This window comes from Actinomadura miaoliensis (assembly GCF_039536785.1).
In the GTDB taxonomy this organism is placed as follows: Bacteria; Actinomycetota; Actinomycetes; order Streptosporangiales; family Streptosporangiaceae; genus Spirillospora; species Spirillospora miaoliensis.
In genome coordinates this window covers 96,081-113,771 of record NZ_BAAAZG010000029.1, presented here as the reverse complement: position 1 = coordinate 113,771, position 17,691 = coordinate 96,081, and the positions used below count along the sequence as shown (strand labels likewise).

Below are 17,691 nucleotides of genomic sequence, written 5' to 3'. Positions count from 1 at the left end.
AACTCGTGCGGGTGGGGGCATTTCCGCGATGGCGGAAGCCCGTCGGGCCGCAGCTCACAACAAAAGTGAATTTTATCGACTATGGCCGCTGAGTTAGACGCCTTAGTCGTTGATCTGGGCGCTGGACAGAGGACCTTCCAGCGGGCCGAGTTATGGGTTCAACCGACTCACCCCATGAGGCGGGCAAGGAAGTCCTGGGTCTCCTTGTCGACCGAGTAGAGGACGGTGCCGACCATTCCTCTGGTGAGCAGCACCTTGTAGGTGTTGCGGATCAGCTTGTCGGCCTGCTCGTCGGTCACGTCACGCTTCTTCAGGGCGGGGTCCCGGCTCGCCGCTCGCACGGTGACCAGCCGGCCGTCGCGGTAGAGCAGATCCGGGCCGAAGATGACGCCGTTCCAGTCGTACTCGAATCCCTGGGCGGTGTACACGCAACCCACCTGCTCGAATCCGCCGTCCTGCGTCGCCCACAGCGCGCTCGGCGGAGCCGAGCCGACCGCGCGGTCGCCTCTGACGTTCCACGGCCGGGCCCAGTCGCCGATGACCACGTCCGGCACGAGCCTTCCGTTGCGAGGGTCGCTCCAGGGCCAGCAGAAGCCGGCGGTCATCCGAGCCGACCGGCCGCTCTCCAGGTGGCCGCGCAGCATGGCCTCCATCTCATGCGGTGAGTCGGCCATGGTAACGGTGAAGTTGTCGTCTCCGTCCCAGCGTTCCGGCGTGCCGCCGTCGAGGCCGAGCAGCTTCAGCACCCACTCCTCGTACTTGCGGCTGCCGCCGCAGCGGAACTGCTCGTCGAGGGAGATGTGCTGAACGGCGAGCCCCTTGCGCTCGGCGTGCTCACGGATCTGCCGGAGGGTGCCCATCTCGCCCGGGCGCACATTCTGGTGCTCGTCGAGCAGGAACACCGGCACCCGGGCGGCGTCGATCAGCTCGTCCACCTGCGGACGGCCGGTACGTTGGCTGGCCGGCGTGAACCGGGTGGCGGAGACCTCCCGGATCCGATGGGCCTCATCGCAGATGAGGACGTCCAGAGCGTTCTTCTCCGCCGTGATGAAGTTGTTGAAGTACTTGAACATTCCCTGCATGCGCGACGAGCCCTTGGCGACATGGCGACGCATCGTCTGCGTGAACGAGCGCGATCCCGTGGCATGCAGGACCTCGTGACCACGATGCGCGAGTTCCCCCAGAAGCGCTACCGCGATGACGCTCTTGCCGCTGCCCGGGCCGCCGGTGATGACCACGACGGTCTTGGAGTCACCCTTGCGGGCCTTGTCGACCTTGTGCAGCACCATCTCGTACGCCAGGCGCTGCTCGGCGAGCAGGACGTACGCCTTCTGATGCTTGATCTCCGCGGCGGCGTGTTCGAGCAGCTGCTTGGACGGAGCCACCCGCTTGGACAGCAGCCGGTCGGCCGCTGCCGCACCCGGCTTCGGCGCGAAACGATCGCGCAGGTAGTCGACGAACGCGCCGCGCGTCGTCTGCGTGAACAGCCGCGTGCGGTTGTCGTGCACCATGTCGTACAGGTCGAGGACGTCGTCGCGCGCCGCGTTGTGAAGGTAGGCGACCGCATGAACGGCGTCGGACCGGTCGGCCAAGGCAGGCAGGAAGTCGAGAAGGTAGTCGGAGTAGCCCCTCGCCTGCAGTGAAGGATGCAATTGGGGGTCGCCCGGCTTGTACTCCACCAGCACCTTGCTCTCGTCGTTGCCCCACACCCGCGCGTGGCTCCACTGCTTGAGCTCGACGATGACGTACGCGTCGTCGCCGGTCCGCCGGTCGACCCCGGCGAGCACCACGTCGGCCCGCTTGCTGGTCAGGGGAAGCTGGTACTCGATGAGCATCTCGACCTCGTCCAGACCGGCTTCCACCAGGTCGTGGGCGAGGACGGGGAGACTGCGGTCCCAGGAGCGCCTTTCCGAAGCGGAGGCGGAGATGGCAGCGCTCATCCGCAGGTGCTCGTCGAGAATCTCGCTCAGCTTGCCCTCGACCGGAGACAGCAACGCTTTGGCGGTACGACGGAAAGCCGTCAACGGACTTACCCCCAGGCAGCACGAAGACCTCGTGCGGTATGGGGGCATGTCCGGGACCGGCGGAGCCGGTCGGCGGAAGCCCGTCGGGCCGCAACTTCTTAGGGCAGAAGGCTAGCGGCGATCACCGACACTCAAGACCCGTCGAGCGGCGGAGCCTTACGGGCCGATCCCCGATAGGTTGCCGGGTCATAGCGGCGCTCGCTCTCGTCCAGCTTGGCGTGCGCCGCCGCCACCAGGTCGACGCCGAGCACGTCGGCCAGCCGCGTCAGATAGATGAACACGTCGCCCAACTCGGCCCGCACCCGAGCCGCCGCCTCGGCGTCGCCCATGATCGCCCGGGACTCCTCCGGCGTCAGCCACTGGAACTCGGCGACCAGTTCACCGACCTCCCCCGACAGCGCCATCGCCAGGTTCTTCGGCGTGTGGAACTGCTCCCACTCACGCTCGGCCGCGAACCCACGCAACCGTCCAGCCAGGTCGGCGATCTCTCTCACATCCCCAGGCTAGTGGGCAGGCGGTGCCGGAACGCCCTCCGCAGGACAGTGCCACTTCGATTCATCCTCGCGGCCGCCGGGCCAACCGGCAGTCGCTCCCCGCCGGGGCTCCGCGGTCACCGCTGAGGGCATGGAGTACCAGGTCGGCGATGCGCTCAGGGCAGGCCGCTAGGGGGCTCCTCGAGTTGAGTGGCGTAGGGGCGCCAGTCGTGTTCGGTCGACAACAGCAGCAGTTCGGCGACGACGAGGTCCGAAGCGACCAGGTCGGGGGAGAGCGTGGCCAAGGTGTGCCAGTCGCCGCGCAGGGCGGTCTCGCAGGTGGTGGCGTCGGGCTCGCCGCGGGCGGCCAGACGGGCCGTCAGGGCGAGGGCGACCGAGACGGCCGGAAGGGACTGCCAGCCGGCGCCCGCCTCGCCGGACGTCCGTGCTCGCAGTTGCGCGAGCAACTCGGGACGGCCGGATGCCTCCACGGCCCTGCGGGTGCGCGCCAGCACGTCATGCGCGTACCGGGAGAGGGACCTTGCAACGGGCGTTGTGCGGGCATCGAACAACCTGCGTGCGGCAGTCAGACGGGTGTCCGCGTCCAGAAGTGCGCGCGGCACGATGTCGGCGGAGCGCCACACACTCTCCAGCTGTTCGGATGTCATATGGGCGAGCCGCGCGGCCTCCGGGCCGAACCGTCCGACGGAGGCGTGCGGGTCGCGGCCCTCGGCCAGGATCGTGGTCAGCGCGGGGCCGCACTCGGTGGTCGCCGCCTCCCACCACTCCGTGTCGCCGGGATGGGCGAACAACACGGCCGCCGCCGGTGCCACCGACCACAGCTGCCGGACGTCGTCCCCCAGCGTCCCCCGCATCGGCGCCGCCGCGATACCCAGCGCGATCAACAACGGAAGGATCTTCGCGGGAGGCAAGCCGGCGGCGAGCAACGCTCGTACGGCTTCTTGGGGCTCGGCGCCAAGACGTCCCGCGCACGGGCCGCTGACGTAAGGCGCCGCTCCGGCGCGTTCGAGTTGCGGGGCCCACTCCAGGACCGTCCACAGTCGTTCCAGCCGTTCCACGCGACGCGGGAAGGCCGCCTCTCCGACCAGGAAGCCGGCCAGCGCGGTCTCCTCCTCGTCACCGGCGGCGAACCATCCGGGACGATCGCAGTCCAAGCCTTTGGGATGCGGCCACCGCGGCCACTCGGTGAAGGTCCACGGGTCCTCGATCTGCAGCAGCACGCGCACCGGCCCGCTGCCGCGCAGCTCAACGGGCAGCTCGACGCGGCCGTGCTCCACCGGCAGCACCCACGGCGGCCGCCAAGGTGCCGTTACGAGGTACACCCCGGCCGTCAGCCCCTCGACGTCGGCCGCGTCCTCCAGCAGAAGATGATCGCCGCGGTCGTACACGGCGCGGGCCAGGCGGCGCGGTCGCACGAACGCCAGCGGCGTCTCGTCCAGAACCAGGTCGGCGCTGCGGAACTCGCCGATGGTGTCGCGGATCCGGGCCAGCTCGTACCGCGCCATGCCGCCGCGTGTCCGGCCGCCGGGCGGCAGCGAGTGCACCGTGCCCCGGCTCGTCACGACGTGCAACGGCGGCAGCTCGGCGGCACCGGGAAGCCGGACGAGCAGCGCACCCGGGTCGTCGAAGTCCTCGGTGGCCAGCCGCAATGGCCGGGCGCTCCAGGCCGACCCCTCGCTGGTCCGCTCGTGCAGCACCTCCAGATGCGGGGGAGTGACGATCAACGGATCGCTCGCCCCGGGCGCCTCGTAGGTGACGACGTGCGCCAACTCGTCCGAGCCGAAGGGCACCAGCTCGGGCACGACCCGGCAGCCCGGCGCGGCCGTGCAGCGCGCCTCGGCTTCGGCGAGCCCCCTGGTGGCGAAGAGCCGCGCCGCGGGACGGAAGGCGACGCGGAGCCCTTCGGCGACGACCACCGACCGCCGCGTCCCGCGACCGAGAGGACCGCGGACCATTACGTCGAAGCCGCCCACCAGGGGACGAGCCAGCCCGTCCCACAGATCGTTCACGGTCGTGGGCTCGGACGTGGTGAGCCTCCGGGACAGGACCGTCTCCCCGCTCCCGCTGCGCCGAATCTCCACAAGCCAGGTGGTCTCGGTACCGTCGGTGCCGGGCAGCCACACGTCCGGCGGCGCGGCGAACACCGGGGAGCCGTAAGGTGTCGTGACCCCAGGGACCGGCTCCCCGACGACCACCCGCGGCCGGGCGAAACCCCGGACGGTCCGCGTCCGGCCGAGGCCGATTGAGGTGACCTGGTCCAGGGCCAGCATCCGCAGCCGCCAGCCCGCCCAGCCGAGCGGCAGCGCCCCCTCGGCCCGTTCGTCCAGTGGCCCGTCCACGCGCAACTCGGCGTCTTCGGGATGCAGCACCCACACCGGCTCCGACGGCAGCGGCACCCCGGCGGGCACCATACGGCCGTCCTCCGTGAACACCAGCAGAGGATCGTCGGGGTCGACGACCTGCAGCTCGGATTCCAGCGCCGACCCGCCGAGCGCCACCAGGACGGTGCGCACCGGACCCGGCAGCGCGAAGGAGGTGGCCGGGGCATCCTCGGCGGCACCGACCCACAACGGTCGGCTGCGCACCGTGGTCCGCACTCCGTCGGCGGTGATCTGCCAGGTCGCCACCCCGTCCGGTGTGTCGCCGATGGCGGGCAGCCGGATCTCCACGCCGCGTCCGAACGGATCGAGGACGACCTGCGGACGTTCCCGCACCGTCTCGCCGCGAGCCGTCCCGAGCGGCGCGTCGAGCCGCAGTTCTCCCCGCTCGGCCAGCTCGCGGGCGTGCCGGACGAACCGTTCGGGCAGCCCCACCCCGCCCAGACCGTCGAGTTCGCGAGCCTGGAGCCGGTCGAGCAGGTCGAGGGAGCGTTCGACGACGTCCAGCGCGAAGTCGCCGCCGTAACGCAGGAAGTGCCGGGCGGGAACGTCGATCTCGTCCAGCCTCAGCTCACGCCCTGGCGCGGTCGCCCAGGCCATGAACGCCTCGCCGGTGAGGCCGGGTGTGGTGCGCCGCCGCTGCGCCAGCAGCTGGAAGAAGTCGCCGAGGCAGTAGGTGGGGATGCCGGAGTGCATGAGGATGGGGCCGACGAACGGCAACGGCAACTTCTCGAACACCGGCAGGCCCAGGTCGGCGAGCGCGTACAGGAAGCCGCGCCCCCATACCCGCTGGGCGTCGTCGTTGCCGTGGTAGCCGATGGCCTCCCACAGATAGGGCCAGAACGTCCCCTTCCGGTACCGCTCGGCGGCCACCCATGTCGTCGCCACCGCCACGCACGCGGGCCATCGCTGGAACAGCGCTTCGGGCGGCCGTCCGGCGTCGATCCGCTTCTGGTAGATCGCGCCGAGCACCCGGGCCACCTGCTCCGCCTGCCCGGGCTTGACCTCCGCCTCGGCGACCAGCGACACGCCCCGCAGCCGCGGCCCCCAGGCGCGTTCGCGTATGTCGAGCAGCTCGCGGGGCGTGACCTGCCTCATGGCTGGAAATCTCGCAGCATTCCCGCGAACTTCTCCAGCCTTTCGAGCTGTTCCCGGGTCAGCGGGCTGGGCCGGAAATGCGCGACCTCATTGCGGATCTTCCGGACGGCGTCGAGTTCCTCGTAGAAATAATCGTGGTGGATGCTCCACCCGAGTTTCGCCCAGCGGTCCGGTTTCTTGAAAACCTGCTGGATCTGGCCGAGCATCAGGTGTTCAGGACCGTCCGCCTTGTTGTTGCCGGAGGCTGTGCGCAACTGCTCGACGGTCGGGCACATCCGCTCGACGCAGCGGCGCAGGCGTCGCTCGATCTCGCCGAGCCGCAGGTACGGTCCGGTGAGCGCGCCGAACGCCAGGCTCATGTCGGCGGCGGTCACGAGGCCGCAGATCTTCTCGTCCTCGTCCCGGACGAACACGCACCCGTAATCCTGCAAGGCGGGCAGCACTGTCAGCAGGTCGTCGCCTACCCGGACCACCTCGGCCGTTTCGGTGGCGTCGGCCAGCGTTGTGCATTTGCCCCGCGCGTGCGCCAGCGCGATGCTCTTCCAGCTCACCACACCCTTCAGCACAGTCGCACCCGACAGTACCGGCAGCTGCGAGAAACGGTTGTGCGACATCAACCAGCGCGCGTAGTCCAGGTCGTGGCCTGGTTTCAGGCTGACCAGCTGGTCGCCCAGCCGCGCCGACGGCACGTCCGCGACGCGAATCGCGGCGGGCGTGGGCATGTCCTCGCCGCCAGTCTCTTCCTCGGCGGCCTCCGGCTCCGGCACGCCGCCGGTGGGCCCGACGGTCACCGGCGAGTCGAGTTGTCCCTGACGCAGCGGAGGTTCGCAGGCCAGGCCCGCCCCTGTCAGGATGCTCTCGATTCGCCCGACCACCTCGAAGTCGCGGCTGCGTTCGCCGAACAACCCCAGAAGCTTTCGCACAGTCAGGGCGACCGGCCGCGAGGCCGCGTTCTGCAACTCCGGGGGAAGGCTCATGATGCCTTCTCAACGTCGGGCTCGTAGTCCTCGGCCGACTCGGGAGCCTCGACCGCCGGGATGGCGCGCTTGCCCATGGCCTCCTCGATGAGTTCCCGCAGCCGGACGGCCCGGTCGGCGTAGAACCGTTCGAAGTCCTCCTGGCGCAGCAGCGCCGGGTCGATGACGTGGGTGGCGATGATGTCGTCGAGCCAGTTGCCGGGCAGGCCGGTGTCGGTTTCGAGCTTCTTCAGGTACGACGCCGGGCCTGCCGTGCCCATGAGTTGCCCGGTGCGATGGGTGAGCGGCGTCTTGTTGATGATGCTGTCGTAGCGCTCCGCAGGGATCCCCTGCTTGACGCACCATGCCCTCGGGAAGACGCGGCAGATGTCGACCTTCTGGTTCACATAGACGGACTCGTCGATCGGGCCGCGGTTGAACGTCCAGTCTTTGCAGCCCTGGCGCATGAGCAGCGCGTAAAGCCCTGTGTAGGCGGCGCTGTTGCGGCTGCGCATCGTGCCCAGGCGAGCCTCCTGGAAGATGGCCTCGCCGACCGACGCCGGTTCCTGCCCACCCCGTACCCAGGCCGCCACCTGCTCCAGATCCCGGGGCAGCCGGGTTTCGGGGGAACCGCCATACTGCTCGCCGAACACCCCGCACCAGAACCAGCGGGCGATCTTCTCGTACGCCTCGTCGGTGTCGGCCTCTTCACCGAGGACGGTGCGGATCGCCGCCAGGGCGACGAGTTGCGTGGTGTACGGGACGTCGGCCACCCGGTAGACGCACTGGCGCCGCAAGAACTCGGCGGTCCAGTGCCACGCCTCCACCACGCGCGGAGACCAGTCCAGGTACTCGGTGAGCGGGAGTTCGAGAATGTCCTTGCGCTTACAGGCGGCGGCGGGCTGAGTGAAGGGATCAGCGCCTGTGCGCCCCCGCCGACGGAAGTGAGTCGACACCAGGGTCACCGCCTGCAGCAGATCGGTGTTCTGCAGGCCGTTGTAGGCCGAACGTTTCGCGTCCCACTCGACGAGCATGCCGTGCTTGGACAGCTCGTCGGCGATCCGCTCCCAGTCCTCGTGCAACTGGAAGTCTGTGCTGTGCTCCTCGTAGTAGTCAGGATCACCGGCGTACGACGCGGTCACCAGTTCGAAGATCGTCAAGGTCACGCCACCGGTGTTGACCTTTTCAAAGACCGTGCACACCGCCTCCTTGGGGGTGTCCTTGGTCAGCTTGATGACGGGCACTTGGAAGGCGGTCACGTTATCCAGGACACCCTTGCGGAACTCCCTCCAGGTGTCCTTGCGTGCCGTGTCCTTGCAGTACTCGAACATCCAGTCCTGGGTGGCGTCCCCGTCGAAGATCAGGCTCAGTGGGTACAGGCCCGCCTCGGCTTCCTTCTCCATCGAGGTCAGGTCGTAGGAGACACCGCGGCCGAAGGTCTGTCGGAGAATCCGGTCCTCTGGGACCGACAGGATCGCGTCTTCGCGGTCCGCGTTCTCGTCGGCCGCCTTGGCGATGTCGATGTAGTACCAGCGGCGCAGCTTCTTCTTGCGGGCGTCCATAGTGCTGACTGGGGCGCCGGACTTGAGCGCCTGGTACAGGGACGTGAGCCGCTGCTGCCCGTCCATGAGCAGCATCCCCGGCTTGGTATCAGGCTTGACCTTGGCGCCATCGAGTGGCCGGGGCTTGAACCTTGTCTTCTCGCCGCCGTGTTCCAGTGCCATCATGACCCCGATCGGGTACCCCTGCGTCACCGTGGCGAGCAGTGACATGATCCGCTCGTCGTCCCACTTCCAGGGGCGCTGGAAGTCGGGGAGCTGGATCCGCCCGTCGTGTACTTGGTCGAGCAGATCGCGCAGCATGAGGGGTGGGGTTTCGAAATGCACACGGGCTCCTCGGAGGCCGGGGCGAGCGATGATCAGGTTTGGGACGCAGAATAGTCCTGTAAGAGTCTTCCTGACTGGGCAACCGAGCGTTACGTGTCGTCTGCAGTCATGGGGGCCGGCGTGGCGCGATGCGGGTGCGGACTGTCGGTGGCGTCTCCTATCCTGGCCAGGCGCGAGGTGACGGGGAGACGAACGGGTCGATGACGACGGGTGGAAACCGCTGGTGGGGGGCGAGGTCCGACTTCCCCTGGGAGCGGGACGCGCTGGAGTTCGTCCGGCGCCGGATGCGCGACGAGGAGCCGTTCCGGGCCTGGTCGGCGTTCACCTTCACGGCCCAAACCGGCCATGTCCGCGAGGTTGACCTCTTCATCGTCACCCCGGCCGGGCTGTTCCTGGTGGAGATCAAGAGCCATCCGGGGCGGCTGGTCAACAGCGGCGGCAGCTGGATGTTCGAGGACCAGGGCCGGGTCCGCACCATCGACAACCCGCTGCACCTGGCCGACCGCAAGGCCAAGGAGCTCAAGGGACGCCTGGAGTGGGCCGTGCGCAAGCTCGGCATCCGCGGCCTGCGCATCCCCTACATCCAGGCCGTGGTGTTCCTGTCGGCGCCCGGCCTGCGGTCGGAGCTGGACGAGGTGCAGCGCCTCGGCGTCTACGCACGCGAGCAGTCCAGCGGCCTGCCGCGGATCTGGGAGGACCTGCTCGACGCCTCCCCTCGACGCCTGCCCACACCCGGCGAGCAGAACTTCTCCCGGCAGCTGCCCAGGCTGATGGACCAGATCGGCGTTCAGCTCGGCCGCCGGCACCGCACGGTCGGCACCTGGAAGCTCCAGGCCAAGGCGCTGGACGCCGGGCCGACCTGGGAGGACTACCTCGCCGAGAACGCCGCCCTCGAGGGTGACCACCGCCGCGTCCGGATCTACCTGTCCGAGCTGGGCGCGGGCCGGGAGGCCCGCGAGTCCACCCGGCGGGCCGCGCGCCGCGAGTACCTGGTGCTGCAGGGCATCGACCACCCCGGGATCATCAAGGCCGAGCAGTTCAGCGACGACCACGAGGCCGGCCCGGCGATCGTGTTCCCTCACCAGCCCGAGTGGCTGCGGCTCGACCACTACATGGCCCAGTACGGCGACGGCCTGGACGTCGAGACCCGCCTCGACATGATCCGCCAGCTCGCCGAGGCACTGGCGCACGCGCACCGGCGGCACCTATACCACCGGGCCCTGGCGGCGCGCAGCGTGTACGTGGCGTTCCACGGCGCCGGCTACGACCCCAAGCTGAAGATCATCGACTGGCAGGCCGCAGCCCGGCCCGGGGGCGGCTCGTCCGGCGACGCGCAGCCGCAGGGCCGCACGTCGACCCTGGCCGCGGGCGTCCCGTCGCTGGTCGGGCACATCGAACGTTCCGCCGAGGCGTATCTGGCGCCGGAGTTCAACCGGCCCGACGCCGAGAGCGTGCCGCTGGACGTGTTCGGCCTCGGCGCCCTCGCCTACCTGGTCGTGACGGGGCGGCCGCCCGCCGACAGCCGCAGCGAGCTTGGCCGGCGGCTGGCCGAGGAGCAGGCGCTGAGCCCGTCGGCGGTCGAACCGACCGTCACCCCGCGGATGGACGAGCTGGTTCGCCGGGCGACGCGGCGCGAGGTGTACGACCGCACGCCCTCCGTGCGGGAGTTCCTGGAGGGCCTGGACGAGATCGAGGCGGCCCTGACCGCGCCCGCACCGCAGGCCGACGCCGATCCCCTGGAGGCGGTGCGCGGCACGGTCGTCGCGGGCTGGACGGTGCAGCGCAACCTCGGCAAGGGCTCCACGTCCCGCGCGTTCCTCGTCGAACGCCAGACCGACCAGGGCCGCCAACGCGGGGTACTCAAGGTCGCGCTCACCGAGGCCGCCGCGACGCGCCTGCAGGTCGAGGCCGACCTGCTGGGTCGCCTGCACGACTCGCACATCGTCCAGCTCATCGACCCGCCGTGCGAGGTCGGCGACCGGACCGTCCTGGTGCTGGAGGAGGCCGGCCAGGTCACCCTTGCCGAGTACATCCGGCGCGACGGCCGGATGTCCATCGACGAGCTGGAGCTGTTCGGCGACCAGCTGTTCGCCGCCGCCCGCTACCTGGAGGAGGAGGGGGTCCGGCACCGCGACATCAAGCCGGACAACCTGGCGATCCGCCGCCTGGCCAACAACTCTCGGCGGCTGGTGTTGTTCGACTTCTCCCACGCGCAGGTCCCCGACACCGTGCTGAAGGCGGGCACGCCCGACTACCTCGACCCGTTCCTGGGCACCGGGCAGCGGTCCCGCTACGACGACCACGCCGAGCGGTACGCCATCGCCGTCACCCTCCACGAGATGGCCAGCGCCGAGCTGCCGTCGTGGGGCGACGGAATGTACGAGCCGGAGTTCATCGACCGCGCCGAGGACACGCCCCAGCTCGCCGAGGACAGGTTCGACGCCGGCCTGCGCGACGGCCTGGTGGCGTTCTTCGACCGGGCCCTGCACCGCGACGTCGCCCGGCGGTTCGGGTCGCTCAAGCAGATGCGGGACGCCTGGCGCGACATGTTCCGCGAGCTCGACCAGGCGCCGCCGCCCACCAGCCCCAGCAGCACCGAGGACGACTCCGACGACGTCGTCATGGCCCGCGAGAACGCCGCGAAGGCCGCGACGCCGGAGACGATGCTGGCCGAGGCGGGGCTGTCGCAGCGGGCGCTGTCGGCAGCCGTGGACGAGCTCGGCGTGGCCACGGTCGGGGAGCTGATGGTGCTGCCCGCCACCCGCATCCACCGGCTGCGCACCGTCGGCGTCGGGTCCGGGCCGCGTAACGAGCTGGCCCGGCTGGCCCGCGACTGGCGGGAACGCTTCAAGACCGAGGAGTCCGCGGCCAAGGCCGCCGACGAGGCCCGCGAGGCCGCACGCGACGTGCCGGTCGCCGGGTCCGCCGACGCCAAGGAGCGGCTGAAGCGGCTCAGCCTCGACGAGATCGCCGGGCGCTTGGTGCCCAAGGAGACCGGCGTCGCCGCCGACATCGTGTCGCTGGCCCTCGCCCTGCCCGGCCGGGACAACAAGAAGGCGCCGCTGGACCCGTGGGCGCCCCAGCGCGACATCGCCGACCACCTGCAGGTCGGCCCGGCCGAGGTCGCCGAGGCGCTCAAGGACGCGCGCAGGCGCTGGACGTCCGACAGCGCGATCAAACCGCTGCGCGACGACGTCGTGGACATTCTTACCGAGCAGGGCCGCATCCTGGAGGCCGAGCAGCTCGCCGCCGAGCTGCTGGCCCGGCGGGGGAGCAGCCTGACCGATCCGGATGCCCGCGCCGCCGTCGCCGGTGCCGCCGTCCGCGTCGCGCTGGAGACCGAGGAGCGGCTGGACGAGCCTCGGCTGGCCAAGCGCCGCACCGGCCCGGGCGGACGCCGGGTGCTCGTCGCCCTGCGCGCATCCGACGACGCCGACGTCCCCAGCCACATCGACCTGTTCGACTACGCCGAGCAGCTCGGCGAGCGCGCCGACGAGCTGGCGACTCGCGACCCCCTGCCCAGCGCGGTGACGGTCAAGGGGGTGCTGCGCGAGGTCGTCACCCCGCCCGGGATGGCGCTGCTGCCGGACACCCGGCTGGTCGCCCTGGCCGCCGCCGCGTCCACCAAGGCCGCCGTCACGGCCCGCCTGGAGCTGTACCCGGTGGACCTCGCGCCCGCCCGCGCGGTCGAACTCGCCCAGATCACCGGCCATCTCGGCGGCACCGGGATCACGGCGGAGGGGCTGCGCCGCCGCGTGCTGGCCCGCTTCCCCCGGCTGACCACGCTGCCCACCGAGCCGGACGCCTGGCGCAAGATCCTCAACGAGGCGAACTACCAGGTCGAGTGGGCCGCGGACGGCAGGAACCTCATCGACCGCCGGTTCGCCGAAAGCTCCCGGACCTTCAGCATCAGCCGGACCTCGGGCTTGGCCGCCACCCCCGGACGGCGGACGGCCGACCGGGTCACCCGCCGCCTGGAGACCGGCATCGCCGAGGGCGGTTTTCTCGCCCTCAAGACGAGGATCAAGTACGCCGTCCCCTTGGGCGCGGCGGTCGCCGGCCTGCCGGGCGTGACCCCGATCGACGTGACGACGGAGTTCGTCACCGCCCTCCGCGAGATCGTCACCGACCGGGGCAGGCCCACCTGGGAGACGATGCTGGAGGCCGACCCCGACACCGCCCCGCCGGTCTTCCACCTCCTGATCGACCAGGCGCTGCGCCGCGTCGAGACGAAGGCCCGCCAGGCCGACGGCATCGCGTTGCTGCTCGACGCCACGCCCCTGGCGCGCTACAAAGGCGGAGCCGACATGCTCGCGCGGCTCATGGACGCGGCCCGCGACCCGGGCGAGAAGCCGCACGGGCTGTGGCTGCTGTGCCCGATGGAAGACCCTCACGAGCTGCCGCTGCTCGACCGGGAGACCGTCCCGGTCATCACCGACAACGAACACCTCACTCTGCCCCCCTCGTTCGGGCAGGCCGACGAACCGCCCACCAGGAGAGCCTCATGATCGACCGCAAGGCGCTGCTCGCCGACCTGAAGAAGCAGGTCACCGCCCTTGAGGGACATCTGCGCGAGCGCGCCGCGGAGGACGAGGCGATCCACGCGCGCCTGCACGGCGAGTGGCAGAAGGCGCGTGAGGCGAGCCGTACCGCCGCGACGTATGAGAGCTGGCGGGACGAGCGGGTGACGCAGGCGGCAGTGGCCTGGGTGCTGGGGACGGTGTTCCTACGGTTCTGCGAGGACAACGGTCTGATCGAGCAGCCGTTCCTGGCCGGCCCGGGGGACAGGCTCACCCTGGCCGTGGAGCGACAGGCGGACCACATTCGCCGGAACCCGCACGACACCGACCGGCACTGGATCCTTGAGGGCTTCAAGGAGATGTCGCGTTCCCCGGTCGCGGCGGGGCTGTTCGACCGGGCCCACAACCCGATGTGGCAGATCGAGATCCCGCACCACGCGGCCAAGGATCTGCTGGGCTTCTGGAGGCAGCGCGACGAGCAGGGCGAGCTCGTCCACGACTTCACCGACCCCGAGTGGGACACCCGCTTCCTCGGCGACCTGTACCAGGACCTGTCCGAGCACGCGAAGAAGACCTACGCCCTCCTGCAGACCCCCGAATTCGTCGAAGAATTCATCCTCGACTACACGCTCGAACCCGCCATCGAGGATTTCGGCCTCCACGGCCTGCGCCTGATCGACCCCACCTGCGGCTCCGGCCACTTCCTCCTGGGCGCCTTCCACCGCATCCTCAACAAGTGGCGCGACGCCGAACCCGGCACCGCCGCCACCGACATCTGGACCCTCATCCGCCGAACGATCCTGTCCGTTCACGGCGTCGACAAGAATCCCTTTGCCGTCAACATCGCCAAGTTCCGCCTGCTGGTGGCGTCCATGAAGCAAGGGCACATCAAATTCCTGGCTCATGTGCCTGATTTCCCGATTATTGTAGCTACAGGTGATTCTCTGCTGCACGGGCGTGGTGCTCTAGGTGTCCAATTGGCATTGGAGGACGAAGCTATTGGGCAACTCAAGGCGCACACGTATCAAACCGAAGATATTTATGAGTTTATTGCCCTAGAAGATGATCCAGAACCTGGTGCGATAGATCTCCTTGGCGCTGGAAGCTATCACGTTGTGGTAGGAAATCCGCCGTATATTACGGTAAAGGACAAGCTGGAAAGTATCACCTACCGGAGTGGTTATAAGAGTTGCGTAGGAGCGTACGCGCTTTCGGTTCCGTTTGTAGAGCGATTCTTTCAGCTGGCTCGACTGGGTGACCGTCAGACAAAACGTGGCGGTCTTGTAGGGCAAATAACTGCCAACTCGTTCATGAAGCGCGAATTCGGCAAGAAGCTCATTGAAGAGTATCTTCCGAAGGTTGATCTCACTCGTATCATCGACTCTTCTGGTGCCTATATCCCAGGCCACGGTACGCCCACCGTGATATTGATTGGACGCCGGCAATGGGCGAGAGAGGAGGTTCCTGTACGAGTAGTAATGAGTACTGCTGGCGAACCATCGCCCCCTAAAGATCCAGCTAAGGGGCATGTGTGGCGCGCGATTGTTGACCAGATCGAACGTCCTGGCAGTGACAGTCGGTGGGTCAGCGTCGTAGATATTCCTCGGGAGCGCCTCCGTGCCCATCCCTGGAGCCTTACTGGAGGGGGCGCTGCACAACTTAAGGAAACTATTGAGTCGCGGTCGGCAGAGAAGTTGGGTTCCATTGCCGAAATCGGTGCGAGTGCCGTAACGAGGGAAAACGAAGCCTTCATTGTAGGTGAAGGGCCGCTACGGCGTCATGGTGTAGAAGAAGTTTTCCGACGGCCACTGCTCGATGGCGAGTATCTCCGCGATTGGTCATTTAACGAAGATGTCGTCGCACTGTGGCCTTATAATAGTGGAACCCTTGAGCCAGTAAACCATAAAACGATTGACAAATTTCTTTGGCCGTGGCGCACGCAGCTCAAAATACGGGTGGCTTTTGGAAAAAGCCAACTTGAACGTGGATTGCCCTGGACTGCATACTCGATGTTCTTTGCGAATCGTTTCGGTGGCTTTAGCATCGCCTTCTCTTTCGTGCAGACCCATAACCAATTCGTCCTCGATCGTCAGGACAGGGTTTTCAATCGTACGGCGCCGGTGATCAAGCTGCCGAACGGTACGGAAGATGATTATTTGGGCTTGTTGGGTGTCCTAAATAGTTCCATTGGCTGCTTCTGGCTGAAGCAAGTTTGTCACGATAAAGGTTCCCAAGGAATTAATGAGGGATTTAAGTCTCAGTCATGGGAGCGATTTTATGAGTTCACGGCAACCAAACTGCAAGAGTTTCCGCTTCCCCGGCAACTTCCCCTAAGTCGCGGGCAGGATCTCGAGGTTATGGCCAGGCAGCTTAGCGACGTTGAGGTAACCAATGCATTGATGCTTGTTAAGCCCACGGCTGACTTCCTCCTGCAGTTGCAGAAGCGCTGGCTGTCGACCCGGGGGCGGATGATTGCGGAGCAGGAGGAGTTGGACTGGGAAGTCTACTCACTGTATGGGTTGCTCGATGAGGGGCTAACTGCACCTTCTGAGGCCGTGCCTGAGTTGAAGCTGGGGGAGCGGGCGTTCGAGATCGTGCTCGCGCGCAAGATGGAGCGCGGTGAGGTTCAGACCGAGTGGTTCAACCGGCATGGTTCGACGCCGATCACGGAGATCCCGGAGCACTGGCCTGAGGAGTACAAGCGGGTCGTTGAGAAGCGGATCGAGGTCATCGAGAATCGGCGGGATATCGCGCTGATCGAGCGGCCGGAATGCAAGCGGCGGTGGGCTACCGAGCCGTGGGAGAAGAAGGAAAAGGCTGCTCTTCGGAACTGGTTGCTGGATCGGTGTGAGGATCGGCGGCTGTGGTTCGAGGACGATGAGAACGGCGTCGAGCAGCCGCGTGTGATGACGGTCAACGAGTTGGCCGACAGGCTGCGGCGGGACGAGGACTTCGTGTCTGTCGCTCGGCTGTATGCCGATGACGATGATGTCGAGTTGGACAAGGTGATCGAGGAGATCACCAAGGACGAGCAGGTACCGCACCTGGCTGCGCTGCGATACAAGGAGTCTGGGCTCCGGAAGCGGGCCCAGTGGGAAGACGTATGGGAGCAGCAGCGCGAAGAAGACCGGACGGGGAAGCGGCTCGATATTCCGGTGCCGCCCAAGTACACGTCGGCTGACTTCCTGCGGCCGTCTTACTGGCGTAACCGGGGCAAGCTCGATGTGCCGAAGGAGCGTTTCGTCTCGTACCCGGAGAGCAGCACGGATGCTGACCCGTCCTTGCTTCTCGGGTGGGCCGGCTGGGATCACCGCGAGCAGGCTCAGGCTTTGGTGCGCCTGATTGAGGAGCGGGCGACCAAGGACGGGTGGGACGCGGCGCGGCTTACGCCGTTGCTGGCGGGCCTAGCCGAGGTGCTTCCGTGGGTGAAGCAGTGGCACGGGGACGTCGACCCGGCCTTCGGGCAGAGCCCGGCCGACGCCTTCACTGCGTACCTAGAGGCCAAGCAGATCGACTACGGAATATCGGACGACGATCTGAAGAAGTGGCGTCCGGCCAAGAAGGCCAGGCGTGGCGGTCGTCCCAAGAGGGAATCCTAGGGCTGTCGGGCTTTGGGTAACCCTGCCTGAGTTTCCCATGCAAAGTTCGTAGTATTTCTCTAGGGCGTTGGCGGCCTGCGTGTAGCGAGTGACTGTGCTCAGCCTTCCGGCTGCTCGTCCTCCTGTGGAAGCCTGCTGCGCCTTGGCTTACGTGCTGGGGCCGTTATCTGGCGTTCCCGGACCCGGAATCCAAGGAGGAGAAGCAGATGGTCCCGCTTGTAAACGTGATGAGAAGGCTCGTTGCAAGCCCTGATGCGTCCATAGGCTCGCTGCCTGCACGGGTGCTTTCTGCTCGTTTCCACACCGCAGAGCACCGGCGCGAAGAACAGTTCGTAGCAGAGCCAGATGAGAATCGGGAGCCCCCAAAGTTCTGCACGACCGACGTCCCACGCGGCGGCGCTAAACACGGCAGGCAGACCCCAACCGGCCAGGATTCGATACCGCTCCTTCTTACGCCGCGTGAGCTTGCTCGCCATGATCGAACTCCGCTCCCTTGGTTGCTGGAGGCAACCTAGGACGCTAGGGCAGCACTCGTAAATGTACTTCGACACATTCCTAGCGTGAGAGATAGGTGCAGGTTGCTCAAGCGATCGAGAAGCGAATCAAGTCCAGTGAAAGGCGTGCCTTTTGGGGCGCTTGTGATTGGTCTTCTCCAGGGGTGGCTCTCGAATAGCTGCGGTGGTTCGATTAAACAACCTCGTCGATCTCGCCTCTCGGCGGAGCGGCGAGATCGACG

At 67.7% G+C, this 17,691-nt stretch carries 7 protein-coding genes; 2 read left to right on the top strand and 5 right to left on the bottom strand.

Features of this window, described 5'->3' with window-relative positions:
• Positions 1-167 precede the first annotated feature (167 nt).
• The 5 genes from ABD811_RS22090 to ABD811_RS22070 form a co-directional block, all read right to left on the bottom strand.
• Positions 168-1,994, bottom strand: coding sequence for a DNA/RNA helicase domain-containing protein (locus tag ABD811_RS22090; protein ID WP_344950800.1), 1,827 nt, complete (start codon positions 1,992-1,994; stop codon positions 168-170).
• Between the two features lie 161 nt (positions 1,995-2,155).
• On the bottom strand, positions 2,156-2,518 hold the full coding sequence (locus ABD811_RS22085; protein ID WP_344950797.1) for a nucleotide pyrophosphohydrolase: 363 nt from the start codon (positions 2,516-2,518) through the stop codon (positions 2,156-2,158).
• 155 nt (positions 2,519-2,673) lie between these two features.
• On the bottom strand, positions 2,674-5,994 hold the full coding sequence (locus ABD811_RS22080; protein ID WP_344950794.1) for a hypothetical protein: 3,321 nt from the start codon (positions 5,992-5,994) through the stop codon (positions 2,674-2,676).
• Complete coding sequence (locus ABD811_RS22075) at positions 5,991-6,971, bottom strand: CBS domain-containing protein (protein ID WP_344950791.1); 981 nt, start codon at positions 6,969-6,971, stop codon at positions 5,991-5,993. The genes ABD811_RS22080 and ABD811_RS22075 overlap by 4 nt, the downstream gene beginning before the upstream one ends.
• Complete coding sequence (locus ABD811_RS22070) at positions 6,968-8,836, bottom strand: GmrSD restriction endonuclease domain-containing protein (RefSeq protein WP_344950789.1); 1,869 nt, start codon at positions 8,834-8,836, stop codon at positions 6,968-6,970. Before ABD811_RS22070 ends, ABD811_RS22075 begins: the two co-directional genes overlap by 4 nt.
• Positions 8,837-9,036: 200 nt before the next feature.
• Between ABD811_RS22070 and pglW the strand changes: the two genes are divergently transcribed.
• Both pglW and pglX read left to right on the top strand, forming a co-directional pair.
• Positions 9,037-13,344, top strand: a complete 4,308-nt coding sequence (gene pglW, locus ABD811_RS22065; RefSeq protein ID WP_344950786.1) for a BREX system serine/threonine kinase PglW — start codon at positions 9,037-9,039, stop codon at positions 13,342-13,344.
• Positions 13,341-16,955 carry a BREX-2 system adenine-specific DNA-methyltransferase PglX gene (pglX, locus tag ABD811_RS22060; RefSeq protein ID WP_344950783.1) on the top strand — a complete coding sequence of 1,205 codons (3,615 nt, stop codon included), beginning with the start codon at positions 13,341-13,343 and terminating at the stop codon, positions 16,953-16,955. Before pglW ends, pglX begins: the two co-directional genes overlap by 4 nt.
• Positions 16,956-17,691: the final 736 nt, after the last annotated feature.